An 18,077-nucleotide genomic window follows, 5' to 3' on the forward strand; every position below is an offset into this window, starting at 1 on the left:
GGGCTAAACCCTTTGATCCCCTCGAATTGTAGGTATTGGTCAAGGAGATAGACATATTTGCCTGTTTCACGATCGCGATAGTAGGAGCGCTTCAACTCAATCTCACCAAATAAACTGTCTATTTTTAGAGGCCGCTTATCTTTATAATGAAAGCGTTGCTTATCACGTTGTTTCACAATTTCTTCGTCATATGCCTCTAACATGGAGGTCATCACACTTGAGAAGGTTTCCTGTAACTTCCTCCAGACTAGCTGTTCAAGTTCTTTTAAAGTTGGATATTCTGTGTTATTCTTTTGCATAGGGTTTCTCCTTTGAATCGGGTTTTCGTCGACTATGATTCTACCAAGGAGAGACCCTTTTTTCATGTATTTTGCTTAAACCCTACCGCGCTTTCGCTTGGTGGCCTCCTCATCCAAGTAACGGAAATTTCCATTACTTGGATGAGGAGGTTTTTTCTTCTCCCACAAACATTTTACTCATACAATACCCGTTAATCTTGGGTATTCATTCGCTCTTGAAACTCGTATTCATCCATGAGCACATGGCGAGGCTTGCTTCCCATTGCTTCGGAAACGACCCCTTGTCCTTCCATCATATCAATTAGACGAGCCGCGCGATTATAGCCGATGCGGAAACGGCGCTGTAAGCTTGAAGCCGAAGCCGCTCCTTGTTCGATGACAAACAAACACGCTTCTTCAAACAGGTCATCTTCTTGATCAAACTGCTCCTGTACTTTTATAAGCTGGTCTTGTTCTAGCAAATAATCAGCAGGACGTTGTTTTTTCACATGGGCGATGACATCTTCAATTTCTTCATCAGAGACAAATGTCCCTTGTACACGAATCGGCTTTGACGAGCCATTCGCATGAAACAGCATATCCCCGCGCCCGAGTAACCTCTCCGCCCCGTTAGTGTCAAGAATCGTCCGCGAATCGGTTTGAGACGACACTGAAAAGGCCACTCGTGTCGGAATGTTCGCCTTTATTAAGCCTGTGATGACATCCACCGACGGACGTTGTGTCGCAAGCAGCAAATGAATACCGCACGCTCTCGCCTTTTGCGCGATTCTGCAGATTGAATCCTCCACCTCCTGCGGTGAAACCATCATTAAGTCGGCTAGTTCATCAATTACTACTAAAATATACGGAAGAGCTGGTTTATCAGGTGACTCAGAATAAAGATCGTTGTAACGTGCCAAGTCACGCACCCCTTGTTGGCTGAATAGCTCGTAGCGCCGCTCCATTTCCCCGACAACCCACTTCAATGCAGCAGTCGCTTGCTTTGCATCGGTAATGACCGGCGTAACGAGATGGGGGAGGTCATTGTACGGTGCAAGCTCAACCATTTTCGGGTCAATCAACATCAGTTTCACTTCATCAGGTGAAGCCTTATAAAGCAAACTGACAAGAATCGAGTTGATGCACACACTTTTCCCTGAGCCTGTTGCCCCCGCAACGAGACCGTGCGGCATTTTGTTCAAATCCGTTACGACTGGTTGACCTGAGATGTCTAGCCCTAAAGCAACCGTCAATGGCGATGGCGACTGGCGAAACACATCCCGACGTAAAATTTCCCGCAAAAATACTGGCTTGGACATTTGATTAGGGACTTCAATACCGATCGTGTTTTTCCCAGGAATTGGAGCCTCTATACGGATATCTTTTGCTGCTAACGATAACTTAATGTCATCGACCAATGCCGTCACTTTATTTACTTTTACACCGCGAGCTGGCTGGATTTCGAACCTTGTGACAGACGGCCCTTTCGTTACGTGTACAACCTTTGCGTCGACGTTGAAACTTTGGAGGGTTTCTTCGAGTAACTCCGCTTGGCTCGTTAACCAGTCCTCATTATCCTCCTCCACTTTCGGGGGATTGGCGAGGAGCTGAATGCTCGGGAATGTATAGCTTGATGTCGGCCCTTCTTTTTCTTTACGTTTGGCCACATGCGCTTGCTTTGCACGGTCTTGCGGGAGCATCATCACATTAAACGGAACGGTCCGTTTTCGCGGCTGCCTGCCCTTCTCTGATGCAGACTTGTTTTCCTCTTCTTGTTCGCGCTCTTTTGCTGAAGCAGAGGTATGGTCATGCTCTTGGGAGGAATGAGCCTCTCTCTCATCACTCTCTTCCTCTTGTTGGGCACTAGGTTCTCGTTCCGCGAGAAGCCCTGACTGAAATGTAGACTCAACCTGCTCTACCTCTTCTCCTTGTAATGAAAAGGCTTTGTCTGATTCAGACAGAGTTTCCTCTTGCAAACCTCCCTCCATGCTTGGTACTACCTCTGCTTCAGTTGATGAGTTTTGATCCATTGTTGCTGTTGAGGGAAGCTCCGTTTCTTCTTTCGAGCTCTCATCTACCATTTGCTCTCGATTTTCTTCTGCCGCCTCATGAAAGCTTTCCTCGATAATTGGTGTTCCTTCTTCCCCTAACGGTTCTTCTTCTATCTCTAAAGGCTGCACCTCTTGTTCAACGTTTTCTCCCATAGCCGAAACCGACTCTTTCCCCCGTTTAGCTTCTAAAGGGAGCACTTCCTCTGCTAGCGCTAAATCTAGTTTTTCATCTACCCTTTCCTCGATGACAGCGTCTAATGTCTCCCCTTCTACTTCCGTTTCTCGAGCTGTATAGGCATCGTTCTCTGTTTCCAACGTCGACGCTATCTTATCCCTATGGTTTTTTTCTTGTTCTCTCTCATCGTTAAAAGTTCTATTATGCTGATCCACTTTAGTTGATTCCACTGACTTTTCTGTTTCAGCAATGTCACGAGCGTCCTCTTTCTTTAACGATGGTGAGCCCACCTTTTTTGCTCGCATAAAGGTAGGGACAGATATTTTTGGGTCGATCTCATGATATGTACGCTGTGGTGGTGGTTTTACCTCTCCGCTTTTCTTTTCCTCTTTTTTTAAAAAGCGAAATGGGACGACAACGCCCCCTTCGTACGCATCATGGGCAGCCTCATCTTCACCATACGGGATCGTCTGCTCTTCGGTTCCACTGACCTCCTCCTTAGAAGGAGCCGAGCGAAACCCATGGACAGGAGATGGAATATGTGTCGGCTTGAAGCCAGGATTATCAAATCGTTTTGAATTTCCTTTTGTTGATGATTCTTCCACCTCAACTTCTATCAACGATGACTTTTGTGAAGGTTCCCACTCCTCGCGAATGTTTTTTGGTTCATCATCGATGACTGGAAACCGAAACTTTCCAGGCTTAGGATATTTGTGAACAACTCTCGATTCTACTCTTCGTTCATCTCTTAATACGCGTCCGTAGCGTCTCCGGTCAGAGGAACGAGAAGGCGTGTAGCTTTCTTGATCAGCCTCGTCGCCTGTAAACAACCGCAAAATCTGCCCCATCCAACGTTGAAATCGACTCACAACTACATTCACCTGCTTTCTACACTATCTTAGGCTTGATCAGAAAAACCACTAGCAGGACTAGTGGTTCAATTTGAAAGGTCGTGTCTGCTGAAAACTCTAGAAAAAGGATGTTCCGACTTCATACGAATCATCAAGGACTAAAATTCCTTTTTCTTCAGGTGCATCAGGCAGTGCGAGTTCTTTTGCAGAACAAATCATACCCGTTGATGAAACACCTCTGAGTGATGTTGGCTTGATCACTAATCCAGATGGCATGACCGCACCTTCTAACGCGACAACTACTTTCTGACCTGCCTCTACATTCGGTGCTCCGCATACAATTTGCAGTGTATCGCTCCCTACATCCACCTTACAGATGCTCAGCTTATCAGCGTTTGGATGCTTGTCCTTGGATTGAACGAAACCAACGACAAATTTTGGAGACAGGTCCACTTCAAGCGTCCAATTGACTCCGTTTTTTTGAAAGGCCTGCTCTAGTGTTGCTACGAGTGAATCGGTTAACTCTAGCAATCCTTGACCATTGAATTCACCGTATTTGCTTGCGTGGAATAAGTTGTAGCCTGTCGTTTTCCCGGTCCCTAAGTGATAAATGCGGACCACATCGCCTTGGCGCTCATACGCACGATTTGCAGGCTCCACTTCATCTATTACGATTAAGATCGTATCTCCAATACCTTTTTCATTGTAAAAAACGTTCATGCTTCGACTCCTTTAACGAACAGTAATAATGTTTGATCCCTTTTATTGTAACATAGCTTTTTCGGTTTGCTATCACTCTTTTGGCTTACGCTGAGCCAGGATAAAGGTCGGCTCTAATTCTCCATTCTCATAAAGAAACGGTAACGCAGTAATCGGGATTCTCCCTTGTGCATAAAACTGCATCGTCACTTGTGCTAATACGTCATAGCCTCGTTCATTTACAATATCGGCAAAAATCAACACGTCTTGATGGGGGGCAGCAACCGCTAGTTGACCCTCGACCTTTTGACTCATTTTCTCAAGAAGGGGTTCATTTAAGATGCGGCTTGCATCGTATCCGTCATTTGAGTTTAAAAAATAAAACGTATTTCCTGCTACTTTGTCTGCTTTTAACGGTTCAGACAATGAGCGTAAATTAAACAGGGCCATTTCACGAATTTCCTTAGCAGACATCTCTTCCCTGCTCAATTGTTGCTCGTGGAGAATGGTATAAGAATCGCCTAAATCAAGCGAATAGTAAACTCTTGTCTCCGCCGTATGCTCATCAAATAATAAACGATGACCATCGCGATTTTCTTCAGGAAAGGACGTTGCGCGAATGACAGGAAATATACGTTTCTCATTCCCTTTAATCGTTGTTTGTTTTTTAAAAGCCGCCATCCCTGTCTGGACATAATGAACCATTTCAGAAATCGCTCGGTCTCCTAGGCGCTCAACTTTTGCAAGCAGCGGTTTAAGCGCGATCGTCATTCCTTTTTTTAGCTCTTTATCTTCAATCCGCAGTTTTGCTTCCTTATGATCATATGAAAGTGTCCACTCAGGACGATTTAATTTTTCTTCTAATTGCTTCCGTATTTCCCTTACTTCCATCTACGACCCTCCTACGGTCACGATCCGAGTTGATAATAAAATGATCTTTCTAATAGTATCATGTCTAGAACATGAGGACAAAAGAGAGGGACTTGTTCAATAGGCTCAAGATTTCATCATTCAGTTTCCCATCATCTGTTCACATGAGCATAAAAAAAAGGCGGAGGTAAAATCTCACGCCTGTTTCGCTTCTGTTAGGAAACGCTCAATTTCTTCTTTTGTTTTACGGTCTTTGCTTACAAAACGGGATCGCTCTTCACCATTTGAGTAAAACAAGAAGCTTGGTATGCCAAAGATGTCTAACTCCTGACAAAGCTCAATGAAATCATCACGATTCACATAATAAAACTGATACTCGTCATAGGTCTGTTCCAGCTCTGGCAAAAACGGCTCAATCACTCGGCAATCAGGGCACCAATCAGCAGAAAATAAAAAGACGACATTCTCTTGATTTTTCACCTGTTGAAACTGTTCTAATGTTTTAATTTGCTCCATTTCGTTCATCCTTTCGTTTATGATTGTTCAATTTTCATATCCCCTGGTCGAATCCACCCTCGCTTCCGGAACCACTCTGACAAACTTAAGCTAATAAGAGCAGGACCAATGAAATGTAACAATAGAATAGCTAACACGACATTTCCGCTAAACCCCATATCGGTAAAGGTCATGATCTGACCAACAAGACCACTCGTCCCCATTCCAGCTCCCGCTTCATTGTTGGTCATCAAAAAGACTGTGGTCGCTAACGGAGCAAGGACCGCACCAGCAATTGTCGGCGGCAAAATGATGAGGGGATTTTTGACAATGTTCGGGACTTGTAGCATGGACGTTCCAATTCCGAGAGAGAAAAATCCAGCCCAGCCATTTTCTCGGTAGCTACTAACCGCGAAGCCGACCATTTGTGCTGCACACCCAACAGTCGCTGCACCTGCAGCAATCCCTGATAACTCTAACATAATGGCCAAGGCTGCGCTAGAAATCGGTGCCGTTAACGCAAGTCCCATTAGCGTGGCAACAACAATCCCCATAATAATTGGGCGCTGTTCTGTCGCCCACATAATCGTTGCGCCGAGACCGCTCATCCCTGATTGTATCACGGGTCCGATAAATTGCGCAGTGAGAAAGCCTACGATGACAGTGACAAACGGTGTCACGATAATATCGATTTTCGTCTCTCCTGCGACGACCTTCCCTACTTCTGTCGCAAGTAAGGCAGCAACAAAGCTACCAGCAGGACCTCCAAGCTCTGCACCTGCTGCCCCTGCGATTAAGGCGGAAAACAGGACGAGTCGTGGCGCCTGAAGCCCATACGCTACCGCCACACCAATGGCCGGTCCCATTAAGCTCATCGCGAGCACACCGATATTATGCATGAGTTCAAATTGAGTTACATCCCCAATGGTTCGAATAATAAGACCAATGATTAATGATGAAAACAGTCCAAGCGCCATAAAGCTTAAAGCTGTTACAAAATACGTTTTTAACGAAAGGGAGACCCCTTTTTTCTTCAAAAATTCAATCACGATCGTTCCTCCTTCTACGCTGCAAACCGTGTCATAAGATGAACTCATCATACTGAATTTTTTTACACATGACAAGACACATCCTTGTGAGGATTAGTCGTTTGCTCCTCGTGACAGGATCACGGTACAATAGATCCAAACCTTGTGTGAGGAGGAAACATCATGGAATTAATGATTTACCTAGCAGGCGAAATTCATTCTAACTGGCGACAACAAATCAAGGAAGCTGCCAAAAAGCAGGATTTGCCTTTCGTTTTTCTCGGACCGATGGAAGATCACGCCCGTTCTGATAACATCGGTGAAGAAATTTTAGGAAAGCAACCAGACCCTGTGCTAAAGGATGATGCTGCCTCCAGCATTAACAACTTACGGACAACGATTTTGCTTAATAAAGCCGATGTAGTCATTGCATTATTTGGGCTCCAATATAAACAATGGAACACCGCAATGGATGCGGCAAGTGCGCTTGCCTTACAAAAACCACTTATCCTCATCCGCCCAAAAGAATTGCATCACCCGTTAAAAGAACTTGCAAACAAAGCGCAAGTGGTAGTAGAGACACCTGATCAAGCCCTTCAAGCGTTAAAGTACATCATTGAAGCTTGACGCTAAAACGAAAAAACGGACAGTGGCCTCACCCGCCATTGTCCGTCTTCATTCAAATTAGTGGGTTACCGTTCGGAGCAAATGCCCGTCCCGCCGAGCTTGTCCAATTAACAAATGGACGACATGCTGAAACATCGCTTTTCTCGAGATTTCACCATCTGTTAAATAGCCAATGGCCCCATCTGTCATGCGAACATCGGGATTTTTAGTGAGCGACTCCATAATATCGCCAAGCTCTTTGCCTCCTTCTAGTTCGTGAGCCACTTCTTGTGGAAGAGGAACCCTAGCACCGCCAGCAACCCATTGATCGCCCGTTTGGCTGACAAGTGCTCCCCAATTACATAAAAACAAACCGTACTCACTCCTTACAACACCGCCTTCAAGACCAACCCCGTAATCAACACCGTCAAAGGACAAACAATGGTTGGCTCGGTTGATTGCCCCTTGAATCGTTTCTTGATCAGAGAACGGTTGGCTAGCTACGTCTGAAGGAACGGCCTCAGAGCGAACGATGATTTTGTCACGAATGACCACTTCTTGCAAAGCATGTACTTTCGCGCGATTTTTCGAACCGATCATGATCGTCCACATCTGCTTCATCCTTTCCCTGCTTGAGAAAAATCGGCTTAGCGCCAAGTCTTATAGTGAAAGCCATTGTTTATCTATCTTTTTTAAAAAGAGGTTCCCGAATGGCGAGAACCTTAACAAGCTTATCTACCCATTGGCTAAAATGGTCTCCACTGCCGCTTTATCTGTCGTTTTAACAAGCTTCACTAACAATGCTTTTGCCGCAGCATAATCATCCACATGGATGATGGAAGCTGCAGTATGGATATAGCGAGAACAAATCCCGATAACAGCAGAAGGAACACCGTTACCCGATAGATGAACACGACCTGCGTCAGTCCCGCCCTGGGAAATGAAAAATTGGTACGGAATATTCTCAGTCTCGGCTGTATCGAGGACAAAATCTCGAATCCCTCGATGTGTTACCATCGTCCGATCATAAATTCGAACGAGCGCTCCTTTTCCGAGCTGACCGAACGCATCTTTCCCTCCAGTCGCATCATTGGCTGGGCTGGCATCCAAGGCATAAAAAATATCAGGTTCGATCATTTGCGCCGATGTGGCAGCCCCACGTAGGCCAACTTCTTCTTGAACAGTTGCCCCAGAGTATAAAATGTTTGGCGTTGTTTCTCCTTGTAGTTCTTGTAACAATTCAATAGCTAACCCAACACCATACCGATTGTCCCACGCCTTCGCCATAATTTTCTTTTCATTGGCAAGAGGGGTAAACGGACAAATTGGCACAATTTGTTGCCCAGGTTTAATTCCTATCTTCTGAGCATCTTCCTTATCATCAGCCCCAATATCGATATACATATTCTTAACGTCCATTGGCTTTTTCCGCTGCGCTTCTTCCAGCAGATGCGGTGGAGTCGATCCAATCACACCGATCACTGGTCCTTCGTCCGTCATAATTTGCACGCGCTGGGCTAGTAACACTTGGCTCCACCAGCCACCTAACGTCTGAAAACGGATCAGACCTTTTTCATTGATGGATGTTACCATAAAACCGACTTCATCCATATGACCTGCAACCATCACTTTAGGCCCTTGTTCGTTTCCTCGCTTCACACCGAAAATACTGCCAAGACGATCCTGGACGATTTCATTTGTATATTTCTCCAACTCACCGCGAACGAAGCGCCTGATGTGATGTTCAAAACCAGGAGCCCCCTGAAGCTCTGTCAATGTTTTAAATAACGACTGTGTCTCTTGATTCAAAAAGAGCCACTCCTTTCGAATTCCGAATCTTATGTACCCTCTATATTCTAGCGAAAGCTTACCAACTGTTCAATCAATCTCCATCCCTTAGATTGAAAACGCTCTTACCAGTTGGGTATAATAAATTGTAAGGATGGTTCACATAAAGGAAAGGATGGTTACTTCATGGGAATGAAACGGTTCGCACTTGGTGTCGGACTCGGGCTTGCGGCTGGGATTTTCCTCACCTCTTCGCTTAGAAAAGACAAGCTTTCACCGGAACGAGCGTTAAAATTAGCAAAAAGAACCTTTGCACCCAACATGAATATTACAGGTTCGTGGATTCACATGATTCCTGAAACATTGGAGAAAGATCATTTATCCTATACCGTTTATCGTGGAGGAATCTCTTCCTCAAACGAAGACGACATGACGCAATTTGAATTTTTGATTGACGCGAATACAGGGACGGTTTTAGAAGTGAATGAAACTTAACTAAGGCGATTATGCAGAGGGGAAAACAAAGTGGACAGGAAATCCCCCAACCTAGAATACAAAAAAGTTCGTCAAGGTAGTGAGCTCTAGCTGACGAGCTTTTTTTATTCTTTGATCCGATCGATCCTTTGATAATAAGCTATAAAGAACCAAATAGATGGTAGAAGGGGCTGGGACAAAACCCCAGGAAATAAAAAAATAAGGCGTAGGAGGGGCTGGGACAAAACCCCAGGAAATAAAAAAATAAGGCGTAGGAGCTTACACTAAAAAGTGTAGGCTTCACGCCTTTTTATTCGTATTTTGTGTAAACCAAAAGGACACCTTTTGATAAAATTAAAGTGACTAAACAATAATTTTTGGAGGTGTCCTTATGTTTAAACAGTATACCATGAATCAAATTGTTTTGCCGCTAGATTTAGAAATAAAATTACAAGAAAATGATATTGCTTTTGCGATTAATGACCTTGTAGAGAGCATACCAGAGGAAGCATTCAAAGATTTCTTACGCCAAACTGGACGTCCTGCCTATCATCCTCGTATGATGTTAAAAGTTATTTTGTGTGGGTATACACAATCTGTGTTTTCTGGTCGTAAGATAGAAGCGTTGCTCCAAGACAGTATTCGGATGATGTGGTTAGCCCAAGGAAATGAGCCGAGCTATCGGACGATTAATCGTTTCCGTTCCAATCCACTTATTGAAAAATTACTGCGCGAATGTTTTGTCCAATTCCGTAATCAACTCGTGGAAAAGGAGTTGATTGAAGAAGAAGCAATTTTTATTGATGGTACGAAGATTGAAGCGAACGCAAACAAATTTACCTTTGTATGGAGAAAATCCGTCGAACAATATAGTGAAAAATTAATAGAAAAGTCCAACCAACTGTATGATGAATTATTGGAAAAGGAAATTATCCCAGCGATAGAACGAGAAAGTAAAGAAGAACTAACCGTTAAAGAAATGGAAGAAGTGGTCAAAAAGTTAGACGAAACAGTCAGCGAATATGATAAAAAAATTGAAGCTTGTGAGGTCGGCAGTGAACGGAAGAACATTCGCGCTGAACGTAAAGCACCAAAACAAGCTCGTAAGCAGTTCATGGATTTCATTGCTCGTAAACAAAAGTATCAAAAAGATATGGAGACTTTCGGCGAACGCAATAGCTATTCAAAAACTGATCCTGATGCGACGTTTATGCGGATGAAGGACGATTACATGAAGAACGGTCAATTGAAAGCTGGTTATAATGTACAACTTGCGACAGAAGGTCAATACGCACTCGCTTACGATGTTTTTCCAAATCCAACAGATACACGCACCTTGATTCCATTTCTTCAAACGATAGAAGATTTCTTCGAATTACCAGAATATATCGTTGCAGATGCAGGATACGGAAGCGAACAGAACTATGAAGAAATCATTGAGAATCGAAATCGAACGCCACTTATTACATACAATCAGTATCGAAAGGAAAAGAAAAGGAAACACAAAGACAATGCTTTTCATGTAGACAATTGGGATTATAATGAGGAAGAGGACGCTTTCCGATGTCCAAATGGTCAAAAAGTATGGTTTAGCCATCAGTCCAAACGAACAGACAGGTACGGATTCACACGGGAATTTAAAGTGTACGAATGTGAAGATTGTTCAGGCTGTCCATTCCGCGAACTGTGCACGAAAGCAAAAGAAGGCAACAATCGAAAAGTCTACATTAATGAAAAGTGGGAATCTCAAAAAGAAAATATACGTATGAAGCTTTCAGACGAGAAAACTGGTGAAATTTACAGGAAACGAAAAGTTGAAGTAGAACCAGTGTTCGGTTTTCTGAAGGCTAATTTGGGTTTCACTCGAATGTCCGTCAGAGGCAAAGATAAAGTGAAAAATGAATTGGGGTTTGCATTTATGGCCGTGAACTTGAGAAAGTACACGGCCACGAACGGTGACATAGGGCCAGGAAATAAGAAAAACTCCACAAAAAAGGTTCCAAGCACTTATTATTTGCTTGGAACCTTTTTACTTACTATTTTTGGCTAGTTTTGTCCCAGCCTCTCCCGGCGATTATTCTCCTAAATCAACATTGTGATACACTTGCTGGACATCCTCTAGATCCTCAAGTACATCAATTAACTTCTCAAACTGCTCTTGATCTTCCTGTGATAAACTCACTTCTGTTTGTGGGATCATCGAAATTTCGGCTACCACAAACTCTTCGACGCCAGTCTGTTTAAACGCTTCCTGCACCGCATGGAATTGATCCGGTTCAGCATAAACGATCGTCACCTCATCTTCCTGCACTAGGTCACGAACATCCAGATCTGCTTCCATTAACAATTCAAGCACGTCTTCCTCAGTCTTCCCTTGGACACCGATGATAGCGGTTTGGTCAAACATGTAAGCGACAGATCCGCTCACCCCCATATTCCCACCATTCTTCCCAAATGCCGCGCGAACTTCAGAAGCTGTCCGGTTTACATTGTTTGTTAACGCATCGACAATAACCATCGAGCCACTCGGACCAAAGCCTTCATATCGAAGTTTATCAAAGGTTTCATCTGAACCACCTTTTGCCTTTTCAATGGCTCGTTCAATGATCGCTTTTGGTACGTTGTACGTTTTCGCACGTTCAAGGACAAATTTTAATGCCTGGTTTAACTCAGGATCTGGTTCCCCTTGCTTTGCAGCAACATAAATCTCTCGGCCAAATTTAGCATAGATCCGGCTCGTATTTTTATCTTTTGCTGCTTTTTTCTCTTTAATGTTGTTCCATTTACGTCCCATACGTTCCACTCGCTTTCAATGTTCTCATGATGTATTTTATTATAGCGGATCGTAAACAATGTTTCGAGCTTTTCAAAAGAGTAGAATATTACTTATAAGAAGTTGGCGTCCGCTCGATGGATGCAACGATCTCTCCTTCATCGTTCCACTTAATGGCACGATATTTGTAGTCATGATAGAACAAATACCACGCCTCCTGTTCAGAGGCAAAGGCTTGCCATTTTTGCTTAGCGAAAATCGAGTCCATCGGATAGTCATCATAAGCGAGCACCCAAAGAACGTTCTGATGAGCATGGGTAGGCATAATATCGGCTAAATGTATGAACGTTTCTCCTTCATGCTCAATGACTATGATGGAATGTCCGTCAGAATGGCCCCCTGTATGAATCATTCGAATTCCTGGAATAATTTCTTGCTCCTTTTCAAAAGTGACCACTTGCTGTTCCACTGGACGCCAATTTTGCTCCCAGTATGTATTTCGAGAGCGAATGTTTGGTTCTCGCATCTCAGCCCATTCTCTTGCCGACGCATAAATGACAGCGTTTTCAAAAGTTGATACCCATTCTCCTTCTTTTTGTTTTGCAAGACCGCTTGCATGATCAAAATGAAGATGTGTCATTAGCACAGCGTCAATGTCGGCAACTGTAAGGCCTAATGATTGCAAATCATCCTCCAGAAACGACTCTTCACTAATGCCATAATTCCGCTTCTGCTTGTCGGTAAAACGTCCGTTTCCAATTCCTGATTCCACTAAAATGTTTTGACCATCCAGTTGAATAAGAAACGGGTCGGTGCGTAGTTCAATTTGATTTTTTTCGTTAGAAGGATACTTTCGGCTCCATAGCGGTTTTGGGACAACACCGAACATGGCACCTCCATCCATATGAGTCACGCCTCCACGCAACCACGTAATCGTCATCTTGCCAACGGTCAATTTTTCCATTTCCATCCCCTCCCCAAAAATCATCTCTTTCATTGTAGCACAGACGACAAGAATGAACAGTCGCTCATCATTAGCATACAGCCCCTTAGAGGGAGTTTTTTACGCATATAAAAATAAGCCACACCTTTAAAGGTTATGGCTTTCTTCATTCGTGCGAAATTGGGCCTCACAGCGGTAAATCCGCATTCCTTTTTTCGCAAACTTTTCTTCGTATTCGGTCATAATGTTTCCCTCAAAATCACTGTTGTGTAAATCTAAGCTCACGTTATGGAGAATCATGCCGTATTTAGAAAAGCTGTGCAACGAATACTCGAACAGTCCTTGATTATCGGTTTTGAAATGTATGTCCCCTTTCTCCTTCAACACGATCTCATACTTAGCTAAAAAGTCTTTATACGTTAAACGACGTTTTTCGTGACGCTTTTTTGGCCAAGGATCTGTAAAGTTTATAAACAAACGGGATACTTCACCATCCGCAAAAAAGTCCAATAAATCGTAGACATCCTCCGATAAAAATTTAAGGTTTGTCAATTCTGCCTCTTTTGCTCGCTCCATAGCGGTTACAAGCACGCTTTCATAGCGTTCAATCCCAATGAAATTAATCTCTGGATGATGCTTGGCCATTCCTGTTAAAAACTGTCCCTTACCAGTACCAACTTCAATGTAAAGTGGAGCTTGACGCCCGAAGCATCTATGCCAATTTCCTTTCCATGTAGCAGGCTGTTGAATCACAACATCAGGGTTTTGTGCGATGGCATCTCTTGCCCATGGTTTATTACGTAACCGCACGGTAACCACTCCTTTTTATACTTTCTATCACCAACGTCATTATAGTCATAACGAGTTAAAATGTATAGAGCGTATCTTTTTTCAAAAATAGATCGTTTGTAAACGGAGACTGTATATTCTATCTGTGACTGCTTACCCTATGTATAAAAAGGTGGAATATTTCAATGCTAAACAACACTCATAAACTTGGTTTATTAAAGGATTTACTTCAAGGGCAAGATGCTGATCAATATATGACTCTTGATCAAGCGCGCCAAATTGATGAATTAACATTGGCGATGATGAATGACCCAAACCTTTCAGCAGACGTACAAGCGACACTTGAATCGATTCAGTCGAAATTAGAGCATAATACGAGTCCTTTTTTAGCAAGCGATGTTGAACAATGGCTATCCGAGCTAGATCATCAGTAACTTCGACAGCGATTGCTCCTATTCCCCAGGAAATAATCAACAGGATGTCATTTCCTAGGGAAAGTGTAAGCCACTTTTATTTTGCAAGTGTTTATTTTATAGAGAGTGAATTGTTTCAAAAACACTTGCTTTCCCCGCAGACGTCTCGTGATTTTAACAATCAACTTAGAAAAAAACGTCTGTCTAGCTATGGCACAGATCGTCATGGCTTTACACGAACATTCTCTGGATATGAATGTGAAGCTTGTTCAGGTTTCCCATTACGGACGTAATGCACCAAGCAAGAAGGACGCTATAAAGAAAAAGATCCTACAGATGGTTCCAGATGGGTAATCTAGGAAAATCTATAGTCAGCCTAAAAAGAATGCAGAACAAGTTCTTGGATACTTGAAGGCTCATTTATGTTTCACTCGAATGTCCGTATGGGCTTGCCTTTATAGCCGTAAATTTATGAAAGTACACGGCTATAAACGGCAATCAAACGACTAACGATCCCATGAATTCAACAGAAAAAAGGTTCGGATCATCAAAATAAAATGATCGAACCTTTTTTATTACGTTTTCCTACTCATGTCCCATCCTCATTAAAATGAATCATCAAGCAACGTCTTTAAAAAGTCCTGCCACGTTTCAGCCTCTGCATGCTTCCCGCGATCCATATTCGAAAGCATAACGGAAATGGTTTGTGAGACGACATACCAGTGCATGCGAAGCAACAAATGATCCGACATTTCTAAGCCGTAATTGGCTAACCATGTCTTCCATTCATGCCGAGGAACATAGGAATACAATAATAAACCTAGGTCCAAAGCCGGATCTGCAACAGTGGCTCCATCCCAATCAATTAAATAGAGCTCCCCAGCATCACTCATCATCCAATTATTATGATTAATGTCGCAATGACAAACAACATACTGTTCTTGATTCACAGCCTCTTGCTGTGTTTGTAAAAACTTTAGACCTTTTTGAAAAAGAAGGTCGTCACACTCATGCCTCTTCATAGAGGCTTTTAGATCATCAATGATCCGTTGAGGGGTTAACATATCATTTCCCATTCGCTTAAACATGTCCAACAATTCGACTGAATGATGAATTTTTGCTAAAAGATGCGCAACATTCGGCTCTTTCATTTCAAAGGCTTTTAATTCACGCCCGTATACCCATCGTTGGGCCGTAATCACATCTCCATTTTCCAGCCTTTTCGTCCAAAGGAGCTTAGGGACGATGCCCTCAGCCGAGAGCACAGCTAAAAAAGGTGACGAGTTCCGCTTTAAGAAAAGCCTCTGCTCACCTTGCTCTGCGATATACGCTTCCCCAGTCGCACCTCCAGCAGGCTTAACCTGCCATCCTTCTCCTAAAAACATGTTCAACCGTTTCACCCTCAAACCTTTATGGATCTCGTTATCGTATTCTTAAGTATAACGCAGTTTGCAAGAAATACCCATAGTAAATTATTAGCTTTCCATCGCCATTAGAAAAACGTAAGTTATCATCAAGCCCTATCGCGAAAGCCTTAGTAATTTCTGCAAAGGAATTTTCAGCTTTTTGATGATGCAAAAAAAAGAAAACAGAGCTGCAAACAACAACTCTGCCTGCTTTCCTATTCGTTAAGTCGATACAAAACCATGGATGATCGACTTTGTACACTTACCGTATGACCATTGAACGTATACAATGGTACCAAACCTGCCTTCTTTCCGTCAACGATGACTTCCCACTCACCACTTGCTGGTAGTCGTATGTCTACCTTATCTCCTCCACCATTATGGAGGACAACCATCTCATCCCAAGGCCCCCATTTAGCGATGTGGTGATAATGGAATCCGATCACTTCGGATGGAGTTTTCAAAGGACACATGTGCGTGTTCACCTCAGAAAATGTTGAGAAGCTAAAGGCGCGGTGGGCCTTCCGTAATGCGATGAGCCCTTTCACATACTCTACATCCGCCGCATAAATAGCCCTTCTTGACCAATCTAATTGATTGATCCAATCCGGAGAATTGTAACTATTTCCTTCACCATGTTTCGTCCGAAAAAACTCTTGTCCCCCATGAAGAAACGGAATGCCCTGAGAGGTTAAAACGATAGCTGTTGCTAACCGGTGACATGCTCTAAGCACTTCCTCCTCTTCATCAGGGAAGACAAATTGGAGCTTATCCCAAAGTGTATGATTATCATGGGCCTCCACATATTGAATCGCCTGACTTGGTCTGTCAAACTGAGCTTCATGCCCGAGCATACTAGCGATTAGCGTCTCTTTCAACTCTATGTTTCCTGCACAAAAGCCCCCCTTATTAAGATCAAACGTACTTCCTTTTACCGCATCGCGAAACGTATCATGAAAAAAGTGTAAAAAAGGGACTGCCCTTGCTTGTGCCAGCGTTGTTTTTTGATCATTTTCCAACGGTGTCTCAAGATCCCAACCTTCACCTAACAGCAAAATCTGACGATTGATTGGGGCAAGGGCACGCTTCACTTCCTTCATCGTCATTTGATCAATAATTCCCATTAAGTCAAAGCGAAATCCGTCAACCCGGTATTCGCTAGCCCAATAAGTAACACAATCAACGATGAATTTACGGACCATTAGCCGCTCGCTGGCAATGTCATTTCCTACCCCGGTACCATCTGCCAAATTTCCTTCCCCATCATAGCGAAAATAGTAACCTGGAACGAGCTTTTCAAACGGAGACTCTTTCATCACGTACACATGGTTAAACACAACATCTAAAATGACTCTAAGGTCCATTCGCTGGCATTGTGCAATCAATTGTTTCAATTCCTTTACTCGCGTCACACCATCGTAAGGATCAGAAGCATAGCTCCCCTCTGGGGCGAAATAATGAACAACATCATAGCCCCAATTGTATTCTTTTTCCCGATTGGCTTCATCCACACTTCCATAGTCAGCAACCGGTAAAAGCTCTAAATGGGTAACACCTAGTTCGCGTATATACGATAGACCGGTCGACTCCCCCCATGGACCGCACGTATTTTGTTCGGCCAAGGATAGATAGGTTCCTTTCTTATGATGACCACTCCCTGGATAAACGGTCGCATCACGAATGTGCAACTCATAAATAATTGTATGTTCTGGCGGGATCGGGTGAACCGTTGGCCAAGAGGCTGGATCGGTCCGCTTTAGATCAAAAATGACCCCTTTTTCTCCATTCACGGTCACACTTTTTGCATACGGATCGACCGTCGTTTTCCATTTGCCATTTACCTTCGCTCGATACAAGTAACAATATTGATGTAAGTCTCCATCTAAGCTGACGGACCAAACGCCGTTAGGCGAGCGCTTCATTTGATATTCAATCGCTTCGAGTGTATGCCAGTTTTCATAGAGCAATAGAGAAACCTCTGTGGCAACCGGAGTCCACACAGCAAACACGGTTCGTTCATGTGAATAAAGAGCCCCTAGCTCTCCGTTATAAACATACTGCTGATCAAATGCTTCCGTACGAACGACTCGCCCCACTTTAATTAAATGGGTTTGTTCATGATTTTTCTGACGTAGCTTATATTCAACACCAAGCTCAAGTGGATCATCGAATTGAATGAACGCAATAGCTCCCCTTTCCCACTCCTGCCAACTCTTGATAGAGAACGGGACTGTCGTTCCTTCTTTCTCAACGACAAATGGGCAAACCTGTTCTTTCGTTACGGTAAAGTGAATCATCACCGTGTGGAGCGTTACAATCTCTGCTGAATAAAAAAGACATTTGACAGCCTGCTCTTCAATTTGCTTCAATGTAGAAAGCCACCTTTCGTTCTAGGCTCAACCTCAGTCGTTACCTAGAAAGAATACGTTAGATTGTTT

General features: G+C 43.4%; 17 protein-coding genes. 4 read left to right on the plus strand and 13 right to left on the minus strand.

Features of this window, described 5'->3' with window-relative positions; translation table 11 throughout:
• The 6 genes from E2L07_RS10330 to E2L07_RS10355 all read right to left on the minus strand — a co-directional run.
• On the minus strand, nt 1-299 hold a 299-nt coding region (locus E2L07_RS10330; protein WP_208402017.1), incomplete at its 3' end, for a UPF0236 family transposase-like protein.
• A 191-nt stretch (nt 300-490) separates the two neighbouring features.
• Nucleotides 491-3,373, minus strand: a complete 2,883-nt coding sequence (locus E2L07_RS10335; RefSeq protein WP_134229524.1) for a DNA translocase FtsK — start codon at nt 3,371-3,373, stop codon at nt 491-493.
• Between the two features lie 99 nt (nt 3,374-3,472).
• Nucleotides 3,473-4,075 (minus strand): YtpR family tRNA-binding protein, encoded by a 603-nt coding sequence (gene ytpR / locus E2L07_RS10340; protein ID WP_010899392.1) that lies wholly within the window; start codon nt 4,073-4,075, stop codon nt 3,473-3,475.
• A gap of 72 nt (nt 4,076-4,147) precedes the next feature.
• Nucleotides 4,148-4,945 (minus strand): DUF1444 domain-containing protein, encoded by a 798-nt coding sequence (locus E2L07_RS10345; RefSeq protein WP_134229525.1) that lies wholly within the window; start codon nt 4,943-4,945, stop codon nt 4,148-4,150.
• Between the two features lie 174 nt (nt 4,946-5,119).
• A complete protein-coding gene (locus E2L07_RS10350; RefSeq protein WP_010899394.1) occupies nt 5,120-5,440 on the minus strand; it encodes a thioredoxin family protein in 321 nt (106 codons plus the stop codon).
• A gap of 17 nt (nt 5,441-5,457) precedes the next feature.
• Complete coding sequence (locus tag E2L07_RS10355) at nt 5,458-6,468, minus strand: PTS sugar transporter subunit IIC (protein WP_134229526.1); 1,011 nt, start codon at nt 6,466-6,468, stop codon at nt 5,458-5,460.
• Between the two features lie 162 nt (nt 6,469-6,630).
• On the opposite strand from E2L07_RS10355, the gene E2L07_RS10360 reads away from it, so the two are divergent.
• Nucleotides 6,631-7,074, plus strand: a complete 444-nt coding sequence (locus tag E2L07_RS10360; RefSeq protein WP_134229527.1) for a YtoQ family protein — start codon at nt 6,631-6,633, stop codon at nt 7,072-7,074.
• A gap of 57 nt (nt 7,075-7,131) precedes the next feature.
• On the opposite strand, the gene E2L07_RS10365 is transcribed toward E2L07_RS10360, so the two are convergent.
• Nucleotides 7,132-7,665, minus strand: coding sequence for a DUF84 family protein (locus E2L07_RS10365; RefSeq protein ID WP_010899397.1), 534 nt, complete (start codon nt 7,663-7,665; stop codon nt 7,132-7,134).
• Between the two features lie 123 nt (nt 7,666-7,788).
• Nucleotides 7,789-8,862, minus strand: a complete 1,074-nt coding sequence (locus E2L07_RS10370) for a M42 family metallopeptidase (RefSeq protein ID WP_053430483.1) — start codon at nt 8,860-8,862, stop codon at nt 7,789-7,791.
• A gap of 165 nt (nt 8,863-9,027) precedes the next feature.
• On the opposite strand from E2L07_RS10370, the gene E2L07_RS10375 reads away from it, so the two are divergent.
• Nucleotides 9,028-9,336: a PepSY domain-containing protein gene (locus E2L07_RS10375; protein WP_010899399.1), complete on the plus strand. Its 309-nt coding sequence runs from the start codon at nt 9,028-9,030 to the stop codon at nt 9,334-9,336.
• 370 nt (nt 9,337-9,706) lie between these two features.
• The gene (locus E2L07_RS10380; protein ID WP_243854893.1) at nt 9,707-11,365 is read left to right on the plus strand and encodes an IS1182 family transposase; all 1,659 of its coding nucleotides are present in this window, start codon (nt 9,707-9,709) and stop codon (nt 11,363-11,365) included.
• A 24-nt stretch (nt 11,366-11,389) separates the two neighbouring features.
• Here the strand turns inward: E2L07_RS10380 and E2L07_RS10385 are convergent, their stop codons facing one another.
• The 3 genes from E2L07_RS10385 to trmB all read right to left on the minus strand — a co-directional run bounded on the left by E2L07_RS10385 (nt 11,390) and on the right by trmB (nt 13,841).
• Entirely contained in the window at nt 11,390-12,109 is a 720-nt protein-coding gene (locus E2L07_RS10385; protein WP_134229528.1) for a YebC/PmpR family DNA-binding transcriptional regulator, read from the minus strand.
• Between the two features lie 88 nt (nt 12,110-12,197).
• The gene (locus E2L07_RS10390; RefSeq protein WP_010899401.1) at nt 12,198-13,052 is read right to left on the minus strand and encodes a YtnP family quorum-quenching lactonase; all 855 of its coding nucleotides are present in this window, start codon (nt 13,050-13,052) and stop codon (nt 12,198-12,200) included.
• A 126-nt stretch (nt 13,053-13,178) separates the two neighbouring features.
• Nucleotides 13,179-13,841: a tRNA (guanosine(46)-N7)-methyltransferase TrmB gene (gene trmB, locus E2L07_RS10395; RefSeq protein ID WP_134229529.1), complete on the minus strand. Its 663-nt coding sequence runs from the start codon at nt 13,839-13,841 to the stop codon at nt 13,179-13,181.
• 164 nt (nt 13,842-14,005) lie between these two features.
• Between trmB and E2L07_RS10400 the strand changes: the two genes are divergently transcribed.
• Nucleotides 14,006-14,254 (plus strand): YtzH-like family protein, encoded by a 249-nt coding sequence (locus E2L07_RS10400; protein WP_010899403.1) that lies wholly within the window; start codon nt 14,006-14,008, stop codon nt 14,252-14,254.
• Nucleotides 14,255-14,838: 584 nt separating this feature from the next.
• Here E2L07_RS10400 and E2L07_RS10405 read toward each other — a convergent pair.
• Nucleotides 14,839-15,618 carry a phosphotransferase family protein gene (locus tag E2L07_RS10405; RefSeq protein ID WP_041821775.1) on the minus strand — a complete coding sequence of 260 codons (780 nt, stop codon included), beginning with the start codon at nt 15,616-15,618 and terminating at the stop codon, nt 14,839-14,841.
• Nucleotides 15,619-15,854: 236 nt separating this feature from the next.
• Nucleotides 15,855-18,008, minus strand: coding sequence for a type I pullulanase (pulA, locus tag E2L07_RS10410; RefSeq protein ID WP_134229530.1), 2,154 nt, complete (start codon nt 18,006-18,008; stop codon nt 15,855-15,857).
• Nucleotides 18,009-18,077 lie beyond the last annotated feature (69 nt).

It is taken from the genome of Halalkalibacterium halodurans, from assembly GCF_004376175.1.
GTDB classification, from domain to species: domain Bacteria; phylum Bacillota; class Bacilli; order Bacillales; family Bacillaceae_D; genus Halalkalibacterium; species Halalkalibacterium halodurans.

Excerpts from the sequence above, each read along its gene's own strand:
- E2L07_RS10375 (WP_010899399.1), top strand. The coding sequence starts at position 9,028 with ATGGGAATGAAACGGTTCGCACTTGGTGTCGGACTCGGGCTTGCGGCT.
- E2L07_RS10380 (WP_243854893.1), top strand. The coding sequence starts at position 9,707 with ATGTTTAAACAGTATACCATGAATCAAATTGTTTTGCCGCTAGATTTA.
- E2L07_RS10365 (WP_010899397.1), bottom strand. The coding sequence starts at position 7,665 with ATGTGGACGATCATGATCGGTTCGAAAAATCGCGCGAAAGTACATGCT.
- E2L07_RS10405 (WP_041821775.1), bottom strand. The coding sequence starts at position 15,618 with ATGTTTTTAGGAGAAGGATGGCAGGTTAAGCCTGCTGGAGGTGCGACT.
- E2L07_RS10360 (WP_134229527.1), top strand. The coding sequence starts at position 6,631 with ATGGAATTAATGATTTACCTAGCAGGCGAAATTCATTCTAACTGGCGA.
- E2L07_RS10345 (WP_134229525.1), bottom strand. The coding sequence starts at position 4,945 with ATGGAAGTAAGGGAAATACGGAAGCAATTAGAAGAAAAATTAAATCGT.
- E2L07_RS10390 (WP_010899401.1), bottom strand. The coding sequence starts at position 13,052 with ATGGAAAAATTGACCGTTGGCAAGATGACGATTACGTGGTTGCGTGGA.
- E2L07_RS10400 (WP_010899403.1), top strand. The coding sequence starts at position 14,006 with ATGCTAAACAACACTCATAAACTTGGTTTATTAAAGGATTTACTTCAA.
- E2L07_RS10385 (WP_134229528.1), bottom strand. The coding sequence starts at position 12,109 with ATGGGACGTAAATGGAACAACATTAAAGAGAAAAAAGCAGCAAAAGAT.
- E2L07_RS10350 (WP_010899394.1), bottom strand. The coding sequence starts at position 5,440 with ATGGAGCAAATTAAAACATTAGAACAGTTTCAACAGGTGAAAAATCAA.
- ytpR (WP_010899392.1), bottom strand. The coding sequence starts at position 4,075 with ATGAACGTTTTTTACAATGAAAAAGGTATTGGAGATACGATCTTAATC.